Source organism: Paracoccus sp. MC1862 (genome assembly GCF_016617715.1).
In the GTDB taxonomy this organism is placed as follows: domain Bacteria; phylum Pseudomonadota; class Alphaproteobacteria; order Rhodobacterales; family Rhodobacteraceae; genus Paracoccus.
This window is the reverse complement of sequence record NZ_CP067225.1, coordinates 2,340,040-2,355,054: the sequence shown is the minus strand read 5'-3', so window position 1 is coordinate 2,355,054 and position 15,015 is coordinate 2,340,040. Positions and strand designations below refer to the sequence as shown.

Genomic DNA, 15,015 nt, shown 5'->3' with positions numbered 1-15,015 from the left:
CGGCCATGACAGGGACGACATTCAGACTCGCGGCGCTGGCGCTGGCGGCCGCCCTGGCCCTGCCCGCGCGGGCCGAGGACAGGGGCGCGATGACCCGCGCGCTGGCGGCGGCCGCAGCAAGGGACTGGCCTACTGCTGATGCGGCGGCGCGGCAGTCCGGGCAGATGTCGGTGGACCTTGTCCTGTGGCAACGCCTGCGGGCGGGGCAGGGGACATGGGGCGAATACCGCGACTTCGCCGCCCGCAACCCCGACTGGCCGGGGATGGAACTGCTATTCCGCCGCGGCGAGGCCATGATCCGCCCCGATCTGCCTGCCGCCGAGGTGCTGGGCTGGTTCGGCGAGCGCCTGCCTGAAAGCCTCGGGGGCGCGAGTGCCTGGATTGCCGCCCATCCCGAAGCCAAGCGCGCCGAGGCCGCCGCCCGCTTCTGGATCAGCAGCGCCGCGCTGGATGCCGCCGAGGAAACCGCCTTTCTCGCCGTCCATGGCGCCGCCGTCGCCCCGCATCACGCGGCCCGGCTGAAGGTGCTGCTGGATGCCGGCGAATGGGCGGTGGCCGAGCGGATGCTGCTTTACGTCACCGGACCCAAGGCCGACCTCGCCCGCGCCCGCATCGCCGTGCAGGCGCGGCGGACGGGGGTGGACCCGCTGATTCTCGCATTGCCCGAAGACCTGCGGAATGACGCGGGGCTGGCGCTCGACCGCTTCCGCTGGCGGGTGGCGAGCAAGCAGGGGGAACTGGCGCGGCAGTTGATGCTGGAACGTTCGACCTCGGCCGAGGCGCTGGGCGATCCGGCTGCCTGGGCCAGCCTGCGCCGGGATTATGCCCGCGAGGCGCTGCGCAAGGGCGACTGGGCGCTGGCGGAACGCTTCGCTGCGGGGCATTTCCTGCCCGCAGGCGACAGCGGCGCCGTCGATCTGGACTGGATCGCGGGATATGCGGCCCTGCGCGCGGGCGCGGCCGACCGGGCGGCTGTGCATTTCGCCCGGCTTCCGGCGGCGGATTACAGCGCGATCACCGTGGCGCGCACCCATTACTGGCAGGCCCGCGCCGCCGAGGCTTCAGGCGACCCCGACGCGGCCCGCGCGGCTTACGAGAAGGCCGCCGCGCATCAGACCGCCTATTACGGCCAGTTGGCCGCCGAGAAGATCGGCATGCCGATGCAGCCTGCGCTGGCCGTGACCGGCGTGGCGACCGACACGCTGCCGGACTGGCGGAACTCGGCGCTGATGGGGAACCGGTTGTTCCAGGCAGGGCTGTGGCTGATCGCGGCCGGAGAGCCCGCGCAGGCGCAGCGGTTCTTCCTGCATCTGGCGACCGGCGCCGACCACGAGGACATCGCCCGCATGGGCCGGGTGATGCTGGAACTGCGCCGCCCCTGGGACGCCCTGCGGCTGTCCAAGGCGGCCGCCGCGAAGGGCGGCGTCTATCCGGCGCTGCATTATCCGCTGACGGGGCTGGAAGAGGGCAGCTTCGGCCTGCCGCCCGAGCTGGTCATGGCCATCGCCCGGCAGGAAAGCGAGTTCAACCACACCGTCCAGTCCCATGTCGGCGCCCGGGGGCTGATGCAGGTGATGCCCGACACCGCCCGGCAGATGGCGGGCGTCATCGGAGAACCCTACGATCTGCCCCGGCTGACGCGGGACGCGGGCTACAACGCCCGGCTGGGGGCGGCTTACCTCGACGGGCTGCGGGGCCGCTTCGGCAATTCCATCGCGCTGGTGGCGGCGGGCTACAATGCCGGGCCGGGGCGGTCCGCGCGCTGGCTGCGGGATTTCGGCGACCTGCGGGACGAGGGTGCCGATCCGGTGGACTGGGTCGAGATGATCCCCTTTGACGAGACGCGCAACTACGTCATGCGCGTGGCCGAGGCGCTGCCGATCTACCGCGCCCGCATCGCAGGCCATCCGTTGCCCTTAGTGCCGGGCTGGGACCTGAGCGGTGGGGTGTCCAAGCCCTGGCGGGCCGAGGGGCCGCTGGTGCTTGCGGCATCGGCACGCCCGCCTGCGCCGCCTGCCTGGGTGGGCGAGGCGGCGGGCCATGCGGTGCGGCTGGCGATGGCGGGTGGGCCGGTGGCGCTGCCCGAGACCGCCGTGCCGGGCATCGACGCGGGCGAAGGGCAGGACCCGCCCCTGCCGCAGGCCCAGATCGCGCGCGTGGCCGAAAGCCTCGATCCGCCGAAGATCCCGCCCGCGCCGCAACGGCGGCCCGAGGATTTTTCCGCGCTGCGCGAGGCCGAGGACCTGCCCGCCGAGGCTGCCCCCGCGCCGGAAGCCGTGGCCGAGGAGGCGATCCTGCCTGTCCCCGTGGTCGAGATCATCAGCGAGGCGCAGTCTCTGCCCGCGCCTTCTGCAGCGACCGCCACCAGGTGAACAGCCCCGCGCCGACGATGATCAGCATCCCGAGGATCACGTTCGGCCGGACCTCCTCCCCCAGCAGCAGGACGCCGATCAGGCTGACCCAGACAAGCTGCGTGTAGGAAAAGGGCTGCAGGCTGGAGGCCTCGGCCAGCGAATAGGCGCGGATCAGCAGGTAGTGGCTGGTCATGCCGCAGATGCACAGGCCCGCCATCCAGGGCCAGTCGGCGCGGGCGATGGGCTCGATATACCAGACGCCGACAAGGGTGATGCCGGCGACGCCCGCGATGCCGGTCCAGAAGAAGCTGACCTCGGCGCTGTCCTTCGCCGATACCATCCGCGTCAGAAGGCCATAGACCGCGAACATCAGCGCCGCGACCACGGGCAGGATCGCCCAGGGCGAAAAGACCCTCAGCCCCGGCTGCAGGATGATGAGGATGCCGACGAATCCCGCGCCGACCGCGGCCCAGCGCCGCCAGCCGATGCGTTCCCCCAGCACCGGGCCGGACAGGGCCACGACAAGCAGCGGGTAGGCGGTGAAGACGGCGTGGGTCTCGATCAGGCCCAGCTTGACGAAGGCCGCGACCATGATGACGATCTCGAAGACCAGCAGCAGCCCGCGGGTGATCTGCAGCACGGGGTAATGGCTGCGGGATGCGGCGCGCAGCCCGCCGGGGCCGCGGGCGGCCATCGCCAGCACGAAGACCGCAAAGAACCAGTAGCGCACCATGGTCACGAAGATCGGCGAATAGGTGGCGCTGAGGTGGCGGGCCAGTCCGTCCTGGATCGCGAAGATCAGGCTGGTGACGCAGACCAGCAGGATCGCGAGGCCCTGCCGGTCGTCCGGGCGGACGGGCTGCGGCGGGATTTCCGGCGCGGCATGAAGGGGGGCAGGGGAAAGCGGCACCGGCGCAGCGACCGGCGAATCAGGGGAAGGCATGAGGGGGCACCGCGACAGGCGAGATACCCCGGCGCTCGCCCTTGGGGCGGCAAGTGTCAAGCCGGGCCATTCTCGGACGACGGGAAAGGCCGCGCGGGGTGCAGGATGGCGACGGTTTTCGCGCCTCAGTCTCGGCTGCGGACGATCCCCGAGAAGGTCTCGAACAGTTGCGGGTTGGCGCAGACGATGGTGCTGGAATCGGCGATGAGGCCGGCGTGATCGCGCAGGGGTTCGACGAAGCCGCCGGCCTCGCGCACCAGCAGGATGCCCGCCGCGATGTCCCAGGGCTGGATGCCGCGTTCCCAGTAGCCGTCATAGCGCCCCGCCGCGACATAGGCGAGATCCAGCGCCGCCGAGCCCCAGCGCCGCACGCCCGCGCAGACCGGCATCAGCCGCGCCAGATCCTTCAGCGTCGCCGGAAGCGTCGTCTTGGCCCCGAAGGGCACGCCGGTCGCAAAGATCGCGCTGTTCATGTCGCGCCGTCCCGACACCCGCAGGCGCTTGTCGTTGACGAAGGCCCCGTCGCCCTTTTCGGCGGTGAACAACTCGTCCTTGGCGGGATCGAAGACGACGGCCGCGACGATCTCGCCCTTGTGTTCCAGCCCGATGCTGACCGCCCAGTGCGGCAATCCGTGCAGGAAGTTGGTGGTGCCGTCCAGCGGATCGACGATCCAGCGGCGGGTGGGATCTTCGCCTGCCTCGGCGCCGGTTTCCTCGCCGACCCAGCCATAGTTCGGGCGGGCGGTGCGCAGGTCCTCCTTGATGATCCGTTCCGCCTCGCGGTCGGCGCGGCTGACGAAGTCGCCGGGGCCTTTCGACGAGACCTGCAGGTTCTCGACCTCTCGGAAGTCCTTGACCAGGCTGCGGCCCGCCTTGCGCGCGGCCTTGATCATCAGGTTGAGGTTGGCGCTGGGCATGGGGAAATCCTTCGGGACGGGGCAGGCCCCTTTAGGCCGATCCCCGCCGGAAGTGAAGGCGGGCGGATCAGCGGCGCCTGGGGCGCATCGCGGCGACGATGGCGGCGGCGGCGGTCACGACCAGCGCGTCCTCGACCAGTCCGGTGGGGGTCTGGCCGTGATCTTCCATAGCGGCCATCCGCGCCCGCCAGCCGGGGTAGGAGGCCGCGACCGCCGTGATCCCGCCCAGCGCGGCCCCTTCCAGAAATCGCCCGCGCGGCGCCAGCGCACCGGCGGCAAAGCCCGCCACGATGAAGCGGGCGGCAAGTCCCGGCGGCACGATCCGGTCGGGCGCGCTTTTCATCTTGTCGCCCGCCAGTTCCGCCAGCGCCAGCGCGACGGCGCCCGCCGCGACCGCCGGTTCGCGCAGGATGTCCGGCGCCGCGCAGTCCCGCGGCAGGTCCCCGCGCGCGGCGGCCACTGCCACCGCCGCCAGCGGCGTCATGGATCGCTGACCCCCGACGAGGCCCATGAGGAACGAGGCGAGCATTGTGTTTCCCCTTGCATGGTCTTCCCGAAGGAACGTCCCGAAGGGCCGCCGGGGTCCCTCGCGTCAGCCGGCGTTTCGCCCTTCGCGCGCCAGGCGGATCATGTCGCCCATGAAGGCCAGGTCGCGGTCGGCTTCGCGCACCGCCGCGTAAAGGCGGCGCACCACCCCGCGGCGGCCCAGCGGCAGCGTCACCAGTTCCGGGTTGCCGGCCTCGCGTTCCAGCACCCAGTCGGGCAGCACCGACACGCCGCGCCCCGAGGCGACCAGCAGCAGGATCACGTCGGTCAGCTCGATTTCCCGCACAGCGCCGGGCTGCACCCCGGCGGGGTCGAGGAAATGCGAGAACACATCCAGCCGGGCGCGGTCCATCGGATAGGTGATGAGCGTTTCAGCCGAAAGGTCGGCCGGCTCGGCAAAATCGCGGCCGGCCAGCGGATGGCGGGCGGGCACGACCAGCAGGGGGTTGTAGTCGAACAGCGGCTCGAACACGATGCCGGGCAGGTCCTCGGGGTCCGAGGAAATCACCATGTCCGCATCGCCCCGCACCAGGGCGGGCAGGGCGGTGAAGGCCAGCCCCGCGCGCACGTCGATGTCCACCCCCGGCCAGTCGTGGCGGAAGGCGTCCAGCGCCGGCAGCAGCCAGTTGAAGCAGGCGTGGCATTCCATGGCGATGTGCAGCCGTCCCAGCTTGCCCTGCGTCACGCCGCGCATCTCGGATTCTGCCGCCTCGACCAGTGGCAGGACCTGACGCGCCACGGCCAGCAGCCGCAGCCCGGCGGGGGACAGGCGCATGGGCTTGGTCTGGCGCAGGAACAGCGACGTGCCGGCCTGATCCTCCAGCGCGCGGACCTGATGGGACAGCGCCGATTGGGTGATGTTCAGCACCTCGGCCGCACGGGCAAGGCCGCCTTGGTCGTGGATGGCGCGGATCGTCCGCAGATGGCGCAGTTCAAGATGCATGGAATTCATGTCGAAGTTGTGGAAGATGAATTTGTCTCACGGAAGGCGCCGTGGCACAAGAAGGGTGAAAGGATACCCGCGATGACCACCCCCTCTGTCAGCTTCGAGTTCTTCCCGCCCCGCAACCTCGACCAGTCCTTCAAGCTGTGGGAAACGGCGAATGCGCTGGCGCCGCTGGGACCGGAGTTCGTGTCCGTGACCTATGGCGCGGGCGGCACGACCCGGCAGTTGACGCATGAGGCGGTGACGGCGCTGGCCTCGAACTACGGGCTGAACGTCGCGGCGCACCTGACCTGCGTGGATGCCTCGCGCGCCGAAACGATGGCGATCGTGGACGACTATGCGGCTGCCGGCGTGCGCGAGATCGTGGCGCTGCGGGGCGACCCGCCGCAGGGGGCAGACCGCTTCGCGCCCCATCCCGAGGGCTTCGCCGATTCAGTGGAACTGATCGAGGCCATCGCGGCGCGGGGCGGCTTCTCCATCCGCTGCGGTGCCTATCCCGAGCCGCACCCGGAAAGCCCCGACACCAGCGCCGACGTGGAGTGGCTGAAACGCAAGGTGGACGCGGGCGCATCCAGCGCGATCACCCAGTTCTTCTTCGACGCGGATGTCTATTTCCGCTTCCGCGACGCCTGCGCGGCGGAGGGCGTCACTGCCCCGATCATCCCCGGCATCCTGCCGATCCAGAACTGGTCGGGTGCGAAGAAATTTGCCGCCCGTTGCGGGGCGAGCGTTCCGGCCTGGGCCGACGAGGCCTTTGCCAAGGCGGGTGCGGAAGGCGAGCGGCGGCTAGCCGTGGACATGGCGGTGAATCTCTGCCGCCGGCTGATCGAGGGCGGCGTGGACCGGCTGCATTTCTACACGGTCAACCGGCCGCAGATGACGCTGGCCGTCTGCGCTGGCTTGGGGATCGCGCCGCAACAAGCCAAGGTGGCGTGAGGACGTGGCCGGCTGGTGGTGGGATGGAACCCCACCCTGCCGGGACATGGCGCAGGGTGAGGTTCACCCCACCGTCATCCCGAACGAACGCCTCCCCGATTGCCCCGTAGGGCGGGGTTCCACCCCACCGAAAGCGCCACCCTTGCCGGATGGCGCCCGAAGGCTCAGTCGAAGCCCATCACCGTCAGTTGCCGCATCTCGCCAAAGCCGTTGAAGCGGGTGTTCGTCACGACCGAATAGGCGCCCGCGCCGTGGAAGACGACGTAATCGCCCTCCTCGATGTTGTCGGGCAGCGAGATCTCGCCCGGCAGGCGGTCCACCGAATCGCAGGTCGGGCCGAAGACGACGCGGCCGTGGCTGTTTTCCCCGCGCAAGCGGCCCTCGGGCGTCAGCACCTCCAGCCGGTCGAGGTTGCCGATCACCGGCAGCTCGTTCATGCCGCCATAGACGCCGTCGTTCAGGAACACGTTCGTCCCGTCGCGGACCGCCTTGACGCGGGTGATGATGGCGAAGGCGTCGGCGCAGATGCCGCGTCCCGGCTCGCACACCAGTTCGGGGGCGTCCGCGCCGAAGGCTTCCGCCGTGGTGCGGCCGATCAGGTCGAAGATCGCGGACAGGTCGGGTTCCACCCCGTGGACGCGCCAGGACGGGAAGCCGCCGCCGACGTTCAGGCGCTTGGGCCGGACGCCCGCCATCTCGGCGATCTCGGCGGCGGTGCGGATATACTGTTCCCATGCGTGCGGGTCGGTGCATTGCGTGCCGGGGTGGAAGGTCAGCGAGGCGGTGTAGCCTTTCTCATGGACCGCACGCAGCAGGTCTGCCGCAAGCTCGGGGCTGGCGCCGAACTTGGACCCGAAATCATAGGCCGCGCCCAGCACCGGCAGCTTGAAGCGGGGCGAAATCTCGCAGGCGTCCGTGGGCACCTGCTCGAACAGCTTGTCCAGTTCGGTCTGGCTGTCCACCGACCAGGCCTTGATGCCGGCGGCCACCGCATGGGCGATCTCGGCGCGGCTTCGCACCGGGTTGTGGTAATGCCGCACGGCCATGGGGGCGAGGCGGCCGATCAGGTCGATCTCGAAGGGCGAGGCCACGTCGAAGCCCTTGATCCCCGCCTGCACGAGATTCTGGATCACCGCCTCGTCGGGGTTCGACTTGACGGCATAGGTGACGAAGCCGGGAAAGCCCGCCAGGAAGGCGCGGGCGCGGTCCTGCAGGACGGTGGGGGCGAAGACCATCACCGGGTTCTCGGGCTTGAGGCTGCGGACGATCTCGGCCGGGTTCTCCCACATGGTCTTGGCCAGGTGGCCTTCGGTCAGTCCCATGCGCAATCCTTTCCATGTCCGGGGGGTCCGCCGATCAACGCGGAAAGCGCCCTATGGGACGCATTCGGGGCGATGAAAAGGATGGATCGTCGCGCGGGGCCGGTTAATGTGACCGGCAAGGCCGTCAAATCGACAAGAGGGACCATGGACGACACCGACCGCGCGATCATCGCGCATCTGGGGCAGGATGCGCGGATGTCGGTGGCGGTGCTGGCGCGGCGGCTGAAGCTCGCCCGGTCAACGGTGCAGGCCCGGCTGGAACGGCTGGAAACCACGGGCGCCATCGCGGGCTACACGCTGCGGCTAGGCGAGGCCGCCCGCGTCACCCGCATCCGCGCGACCTGCCTTCTGACGATCGAGCCGAGGGCGCAGGCCGCGATCCTTGGCCGGCTCAAGGCGTTGCCGGCGGTCGAGAAGGTGCATTCCACCAGCGGGCGGGTCGATCTTCTGCTGCAGCTCGGCTGCGCATCGACGGTGGAACTGGACGAGGTGCTGGACCGCATCGGCAATCTGACGGGGGTGCGGTCGTCGGAAAGCCTTGTCCACCTGTCCACCAAGTTTGACCGGGCAATATGACGCTCAGCCCGCGAAGGCGCGTTCCAGTTCGGCGAGGTCCAGCTTGACCATCCCCATCATCGCCTGCGCGGTACGCGCCGCGGCGGCTCGGTCGTTGCTTCGCATCATCTCGGCCAGCCGCTTTGGGGCGATCTGCCACGCCACGCCCCAGCGGTCGCGCAGCCAGCCGCATTGTTCAGGGGCGCCGCCGTCCAGAAGCGCGTCCCAGATGCGGTCGATCTCTCCTTGCGTGTCGCATTCGACCATCAGTGAGATTGCATGGTTGAACGTGTCCATCGGTCCGCCGGTGAAGCCGACCATCGGCTGTCCTGCCAGCGTGAACTCGACAATGGTGACGCTGCCGGGCGGGCCTGACGGGGTTTCGATGGGCATCGTCGTGACGTGGTCGATCCGGCTGTCAGGGATCACCGAGGCATAGAAGCGGGCGGCTTCCTCGGCCTCGGAATTGTACCACAGATGGGGGATAAGGCGGGTCATGCGTCTTCTCCTGCGGGAATGGGGCGACGCAGGCGGAACAGGTCCACGAAACCCTGCCCGCGCGAAAGGTCGCCGGTGAAACGGACCTGCCCGCTTGCGGCGACATCCGCCAGCGGAACGGGGCCGTAGATCGTCGCGGCCATGTCGTTGGGATGGCCGGTGAAACTCATCTCTCCGGCCGCTGCGTCGGTGCGGCGGATGTGCAGGCCTTGCGCGTCGGCGGTCAGGGCGAAGGCCTCGCCCTCCATCTCGAAGCCGGCGGTGAAGCGTCCGGCGGGTCGGATCATCGCCTCCATCGACAGCATCAGCGCGGTCGGGCTGATCGGCAGCCGGGGATCGTGGCCCGGCATCGCCGCGCCCCAGCGGCAGAGTTCGCGCAGCACCGGGCGCAGGCCAAGGCCGCTTTCGGTCAGTTCATAGGCGGGCGCGCTGGCGGGCGCGGGCAGGCTGCGGCGGCGCAGGATGCCCGCGCGTTCCAGGTCTTCCAGCCGGCGGGTCAGGATGTTGCTGGCCACCCCCGGCAGCCCGGCGCGGATCGCGCCGAAGCGCTTGGGGCCCAGCATCAACTCGCGCACCACCAGCAGCGCCCAGCGGTCGCCGATCAGGTCCAGCGCATGGGCGGCAATGCAGCCCTCGCCATAGGTCTTGCGGATTTCTGCCAATGCGGGTGCCTCCTGCTGGCACCTTACAACATTTCAGTTGCTTTTTGCAACCGATCTGGCAGCCTAAGTCGCATCGGACGACATTCCACCGGAAAGGACAGCGAGATGCCTTACTACACCGGATCGGTTACTCCCGTGCCGAAGACCAGCAAGGACGCCTACCTGCAGATCAATCGCCGCGCCTGGCCGCTGATGCAGCGGCGGGGCGCGGTCCGCATGGTCGAGACCTGGGCCGAGGACATCCAACCCGGCAAGCAGACCGACTTCCTGCGGGCCGTGGATGCGCAGGATGGGGAGGCCGTAAGCTTCGGCTGGGTCGAATGGCCCGACCGCGCAACCTCGGACGCCGCCTGGGCCGACATCATGCAGAACCCCGAGGAAATGCGTCAGACGATGGGCGAGACGCCTTATGACGGCAAGCGGATGATCTTCGGCGGGTTCCAGTCCTTCGTGGCCGATGGCAGCGACCGGGGCGGCGGCTATTATCAGGGCTTCCTGACGCCCGTGCCGCAAGGCAACCGCGACGCCTTCGAGAAGCTCGCCCATTCGGCATGGGAGGAGATGTTCAGGCCCTTCGGCTGCCTCGGCAATTTCGAAAGCTGGGGCGACGACGTGCCGCGCGGCAAGCTGACCGACATGTATCGGGCGGTCGACGCGCAGGAGGGCGAGGTGATCGTCATGTCATGGGCCGGCTGGCCCGACCGCGCCACCTGCGAGGAGGCGGGGCGCAAGATGGAGGCCGCGATGGAGGGCCAGCCGATGCCCGACATGCCCTTTGACGGCAAGCGCATGATCTGGGCCGGGTTCGAGACGCTGTTCGACAGCGACCGGGCCTGAGGGACGCGATGCAGGACCGTGGCGCGGGGCCTTCTGCAGCGCCACGGCCGCGCGGCAGCACAGTCGGGAGAGAGGCATGACCTATCAGGGCAACCCCTGCTGGTACGAGCTGGGGACAGGCGACGTCGAGGCGGCCCGCGCCTTCTATGCCGGGCTTCTGGGATGGGAGATCACGGACGCCGGCATGAAGGACTTCACCTATCTGCTGGCGCAGTCGGGCGGCGATATGGTCGCCGGGATGATGTCGCTGCAGGGGCAGGAGGGCGCGCCGCCGCCCAACTGGCTGATCTATTTCGCCGTCGATGACTGCGACCGGACGGCCGAGGACATCGCCCGCGCAGGTGGCCGGGTGATGCGCGGCCCGGCCTATATCCCCGGCACCGGCCGTTTCGCCATCGCCGCCGATCCGCAGGGCGCGGTCTTCGGCATCCTCGAACCCGACATGACGGGCATGAGTGAAGCTGACGCTGCCAAGGCCGAGCGCGGCGAGGGCGCCTTCGACCAGCGGAAGGAGGGGCATGGGAACTGGCATGAACTCATGTCCTCGGACCCCGAGGCGGGCTTTGCCTTCTACGCGGAGCTGTTCGGCTGGACCAAGGGCGAGACGATGAACATGGGGCCGATGGGCACCTACCAGCTGTTCCGCCACAAGGGGACGGATATCGGCGGGATGATGGGCTTGGGCGATGCCTCCGCCCCTGTCTGGCTGCCCTATTTCGGCGCGAACGGCATCGTGGGCGCGATCAGCCGCGTCAAGGCTGCGGGCGGCGCGGTTGTCCATGGCCCGGTCGAGGTGCCGGGCGGGGCCTTCATCGCGGTCTGCAGCGATCCGCAGGGCGCATGGTTTGCCTTGGTCGGGCCAAGGGAACATACGGGCTGACGCATCCGCTTGCCCCTTGGCCCCTTCCCCTTGCTTCGGTAAGTCCGATCCAAGCAAGGGGACCCGACCGATGAGCATGGACAAGATCTTCGACGCCGCCACCGTTGAGGCCCGCATCGCGGCTGAGTGGGACAAGCGGCAGGCCTTCGCCGCCGGCGCGAACGCGAAACCGGGGGCGCCCGGCTTCTCGGTCGTGATCCCGCCGCCGAATGTCACCGGCAGCCTGCACATCGGCCACGCGCTGAACAACACGCTGCAGGACATCCTCGTCCGCTGGCACCGGATGCGCGGCTTCGACACGCTGTGGCAGCCGGGGCAGGACCACGCGGGCATCGCCACCCAGATGGTGGTCGAGCGCCAGATGGCCGAAGCGCAGGAGCCCGGCCGCCGCGAGATCGGGCGCGAGGAGTTCCTGCGCAAGGTCTGGGCCTGGAAGCGCGAATCCGGCGGCACCATCACCGGCCAGTTGCAGCGGCTGGGGGCAAGCCTCGACTGGTCGCGCAATGCCTTCACCATGTCGGGCGCTCCGGGCGCGCCCGAGGGCGAGGGCGGCAACTTCCACGACGCCGTGATCCGCGTCTTCGTGGACATGCATGACAAGGGCCTGATCTATCGCGGCAAGCGGCTGGTGAACTGGGACCCGCGCTTCGAGACCGCGATCTCGGACCTCGAGGTCGAGAACCGCGAGGTCGATGGCCAGATGTGGCACTTCAAGTATCCGCTGGCCGGCGGCGAGACCTATGAATACGTGGAACGCGACGCCGACGGCAACGTGACCCTGCGCGAGACGCGGGACTACATCTCGATTGCCACGACCCGGCCGGAAACCATGCTGGGCGACGGCGCGGTGGCGGTCCATCCGGGGGATGCGCGCTATGCCCCCATCGTCGGCAAGCTGTGCGAGATCCCGGTCGGGCCGAAGGAGCATCGCCGCCTGATCCCCATCATCACCGACGACTACCCCGACCCGGATTTCGGCTCGGGCGCGGTCAAGATCACCGGGGCGCATGATTTCAACGACTATGGCGTGGCGCAGCGGAACGGCATCCCGCTTTACGCCCTGATGGACGGGCAGGCGCGGATGCGCGAGGACGGGCTGTCCTATGCCGAGTCCGCCGCCATCGCCACCGCCGCCGCGCGGGGCGAGGACGTGGGCGACGTGTCGGCGGTCAACCTTGTCCCCGAGGACCTGCGCGGCCTCGACCGCTACGAGGCGCGCGAGCGGGTGGTCGAGGCGATCAACGCCGAGGGTCTGGCCGTCACCGACGCCGAGGGCAGCCCGTGGGTCGAGCGCCGGAAGATCATGCAGCCTTTCGGCGACCGCTCGGGCGTGGTGGTCGAGCCGATGCTGACCGACCAGTGGTTCGTGGACACAGCGAAGATCGTCCAGCCCGCCATCGACGCGGTGCGCACGGGCCGCACCCGCATCCTGCCCGAGCAGCATGAGAAGGTGTATTTCCACTGGCTGGAGAACATCGAGCCGTGGACGATCAGCCGCCAACTGTGGTGGGGCCACCAGATCCCGGTGTGGTATGGCCTCGATCTGGAAGCGCCCGATTTCCGCGACGACCAGGGCGACGACCAGCTTGACCCGGTCGAGATGCTGCGCCTGCTGAACGAGGACCGGCTGGTGCGGCCGGGCGAGATCCAGCATTGCGCCGCCAGCTTCGACGAGGTGCGGGCGAAGTTCTTCGACGAGCTTGCCGCCCAGCCTGCGCCCATCGCCACGGGTTCGGTGATCGAGGTCGAGGACCGCGAGGCCGCAGTGGACGCCTTTGCCATGGGACTGGCGGAATACCAGACCACGGGCGATCCGACCCGCATCGTCTATCCCGTCTGGCGCGATCCGGACGTGCTGGACACCTGGTTCTCCTCCGGCCTCTGGCCCATCGGGACGCTGGGCTGGCCCGAGGACACCGAGGAACTGCGCCGCTATTTCCCGACCGACACGCTGATCACCGGCTTCGACATCATCTTCTTCTGGGTGGCCCGGATGATGATAATGCAGCTTGCGGTCGTCGGAGAAGTCCCCTTCCGCACCGTCTATGTCCACGGCCTCGTCCGGGACGAGAAGGGCGCGAAGATGTCCAAGTCCAAGGGCAATGTCATCGACCCGCTGGACCTGATCGACCAGTTCGGGGCGGACGCCCTGCGCTTCACCCTGACCAGCATGGCCGCGATGGGCCGCGACCCCAAGCTGGGGCCGAAGCACGTCGAGGCGAACCGCAACTTCGTCACCAAGATCTGGAACGCCACGCGGTTTGCCGAGATGAACGGCGTGTTCTCGGCCCCCTCGGACCAGCCCGCGCCGCAGCATACGGTGAACCGCTGGATCATGGGCGAGACGGCACGGGCGCGGCTGGCTCTGGACGAGGCGCTGGCGGGCTATCGCTTCAACGACGCGGCGCAGGGGCTTTACGCCTTTGTCTGGGGGAAGGTCTGCGACTGGTATGTGGAGTTCGCCAAGCCCCTGCTCGACGGCGAACATGCGGATGAAACCCGCGCCACGATGCGTTGGGTGATCGAGCAGGCGATCACCATGCTGCATCCGATCATGCCCTTCGTGACCGAGGAAATCTGGGCGCTGACCGGCAACCGTTCGACCATGCTGGTGCACGGGGACTGGCCGACCTATGGGACGGAACTGATCGACCCGGTGGCGGACCGGCAGATGAATTGGGTCATCGGGCTGGTCGAGGGTATCCGGTCTGCCCGCGCCCAGATGGGGGTGCCGGCAGGGGCGAAGCTGGACCTGATCGTGACCGAGGCCGATCCGGCCGCCCGCGCGGCGCTGGCCGCCAACGCGCCGCTGGTCGAGCGGCTGGCGCGGGTGAACCCGCCCGTTGATGGCGCGGCGGGGCGCGGGATGATCGCGGTGGCGGCGCCGGGCGCGTCCTTCGCGCTGCCCATCGGGGACGTGATCGACGCGGGCGCCGAGACGGCGCGGCTGGAGAAGGCATTGGCCAAGGTCGAGAAGGACGCGGCAGGCTTGCGGGGGCGGCTGTCGAACCCCAGGTTCGCGCAGAACGCCGACCCCGAGGTCATCGAGGACACGCGCGGCAAGCTGGCCGATCTGGACGAGGACATCGCCCGCACCCGCGCCGCGCTGGAGCAGTTGAGGAGTTTTTGACGCATTGGTTTGAACGCATCGCCCTGCGGCGCATCGACGAGGCCGCGGCGAGGGGGCAGTTGAGCGGCTTGCGCGGCGAAGGCAAGCCGATTGACCGCGACCGCCTGCGGGAAACCTCGGAGGATGTCATGTACCGCATGATGTCCGACGCGGGCTTCCTGCCACCCGAGTTGCAGATGGCTAAGGACATCGAGGCCAAGCGTGCGGTCCTGGACCAGATCGAGGACGAGGCCGAGCGCACCCGCCTGCAGAAGCAGATCGCCCTGCTGGAACTGAAGCGCGGCATGGCTGCCGACCAGCGCAGGCGCTTCGCGTCGGGCTGAGGCACTTGAGGTGCGGCCGCGCCCCAAGATGGGTACTTGGGCCAGAAAGAAGCCGTGGGTGGTATGCTGCAGCGGCAGATGGTGCGCGCAAAGGCTGCCCGTATCATTCCCAAGCCTTATTGGAGGGGTGTCCCACGTACGCATCCTTGTGATGCGCCATCAGTGT

At 69.1% G+C, this 15,015-nt stretch carries 14 protein-coding genes; 7 read left to right on the top strand and 7 right to left on the bottom strand.

The genetic code is table 11. The features are described 5' to 3' along the window. Positions 1-5: 5 nt before the first annotated feature. Positions 6-2,372: a lytic transglycosylase domain-containing protein gene (locus JGR78_RS11630; protein ID WP_200559308.1), complete on the top strand. Its 2,367-nt coding sequence runs from the start codon at positions 6-8 to the stop codon at positions 2,370-2,372. Here the strand turns inward: JGR78_RS11630 and JGR78_RS11625 are convergent. From JGR78_RS11625 to JGR78_RS11610, 4 genes are all read right to left on the bottom strand, one after another. Further along, positions 2,320-3,297 carry a DMT family transporter gene (locus JGR78_RS11625; RefSeq protein ID WP_182803793.1) on the bottom strand — a complete coding sequence of 326 codons (978 nt, stop codon included), beginning with the start codon at positions 3,295-3,297 and terminating at the stop codon, positions 2,320-2,322. The two genes, JGR78_RS11630 and JGR78_RS11625, sit on opposite strands and share 53 nt — an antisense overlap. Positions 3,298-3,422: 125 nt before the next feature. After that, positions 3,423-4,214 (bottom strand): inositol monophosphatase family protein, encoded by a 792-nt coding sequence (locus JGR78_RS11620; RefSeq protein ID WP_182792081.1) that lies wholly within the window; start codon positions 4,212-4,214, stop codon positions 3,423-3,425. Between the two features lie 67 nt (positions 4,215-4,281). Then, positions 4,282-4,743, bottom strand: coding sequence for a DUF4126 domain-containing protein (locus JGR78_RS11615; RefSeq protein WP_182803791.1), 462 nt, complete (start codon positions 4,741-4,743; stop codon positions 4,282-4,284). 63 nt (positions 4,744-4,806) lie between these two features. After that, on the bottom strand, positions 4,807-5,703 hold the full coding sequence (locus JGR78_RS11610) for a LysR family transcriptional regulator (RefSeq protein ID WP_182803890.1): 897 nt from the start codon (positions 5,701-5,703) through the stop codon (positions 4,807-4,809). A gap of 81 nt (positions 5,704-5,784) precedes the next feature. Here JGR78_RS11610 and metF point away from each other — a divergent pair, with 81 nt between their 5' ends. Continuing rightward, positions 5,785-6,642: a methylenetetrahydrofolate reductase [NAD(P)H] gene (gene metF / locus JGR78_RS11605; RefSeq protein ID WP_182803789.1), complete on the top strand. Its 858-nt coding sequence runs from the start codon at positions 5,785-5,787 to the stop codon at positions 6,640-6,642. A gap of 164 nt (positions 6,643-6,806) precedes the next feature. On the opposite strand, the gene JGR78_RS11600 is transcribed toward metF, so the two are convergent. Further along, a complete protein-coding gene (locus JGR78_RS11600; RefSeq protein ID WP_182803786.1) occupies positions 6,807-7,964 on the bottom strand; it encodes a type III PLP-dependent enzyme in 1,158 nt (385 codons plus the stop codon). Positions 7,965-8,108: 144 nt separating this feature from the next. On the opposite strand from JGR78_RS11600, the gene JGR78_RS11595 reads away from it, so the two are divergent. Continuing rightward, complete coding sequence (locus JGR78_RS11595; protein WP_182803784.1) at positions 8,109-8,540, top strand: Lrp/AsnC family transcriptional regulator; 432 nt, start codon at positions 8,109-8,111, stop codon at positions 8,538-8,540. 3 nt (positions 8,541-8,543) lie between these two features. Here JGR78_RS11595 and JGR78_RS11590 read toward each other — a convergent pair whose 3' ends face one another. Next, positions 8,544-9,017 carry a VOC family protein gene (locus JGR78_RS11590; protein ID WP_182803782.1) on the bottom strand — a complete coding sequence of 158 codons (474 nt, stop codon included), beginning with the start codon at positions 9,015-9,017 and terminating at the stop codon, positions 8,544-8,546. Next, positions 9,014-9,679: a helix-turn-helix domain-containing protein gene (locus JGR78_RS11585; protein ID WP_234450731.1), complete on the bottom strand. Its 666-nt coding sequence runs from the start codon at positions 9,677-9,679 to the stop codon at positions 9,014-9,016. Before JGR78_RS11585 ends, JGR78_RS11590 begins: the two co-directional genes overlap by 4 nt. 105 nt (positions 9,680-9,784) lie before the next feature. Here JGR78_RS11585 and JGR78_RS11580 point away from each other — a divergent pair, with 105 nt between their 5' ends. From JGR78_RS11580 to JGR78_RS11565, 4 genes are all read left to right on the top strand, one after another. Next, a complete protein-coding gene (locus JGR78_RS11580; protein WP_182792088.1) occupies positions 9,785-10,516 on the top strand; it encodes a DUF1428 domain-containing protein in 732 nt (243 codons plus the stop codon). Positions 10,517-10,592: 76 nt separating this feature from the next. Continuing rightward, entirely contained in the window at positions 10,593-11,396 is an 804-nt protein-coding gene (locus tag JGR78_RS11575) for a VOC family protein (RefSeq protein ID WP_182792089.1), read from the top strand. A gap of 70 nt (positions 11,397-11,466) precedes the next feature. After that, positions 11,467-14,526: a valine--tRNA ligase gene (locus JGR78_RS11570; RefSeq protein ID WP_182803780.1), complete on the top strand. Its 3,060-nt coding sequence runs from the start codon at positions 11,467-11,469 to the stop codon at positions 14,524-14,526. Next, on the top strand, positions 14,523-14,849 hold the full coding sequence (locus JGR78_RS11565) for a DUF1992 domain-containing protein (protein ID WP_182792091.1): 327 nt from the start codon (positions 14,523-14,525) through the stop codon (positions 14,847-14,849). The genes JGR78_RS11570 and JGR78_RS11565 overlap by 4 nt, the downstream gene beginning before the upstream one ends. Positions 14,850-15,015: the final 166 nt, after the last annotated feature.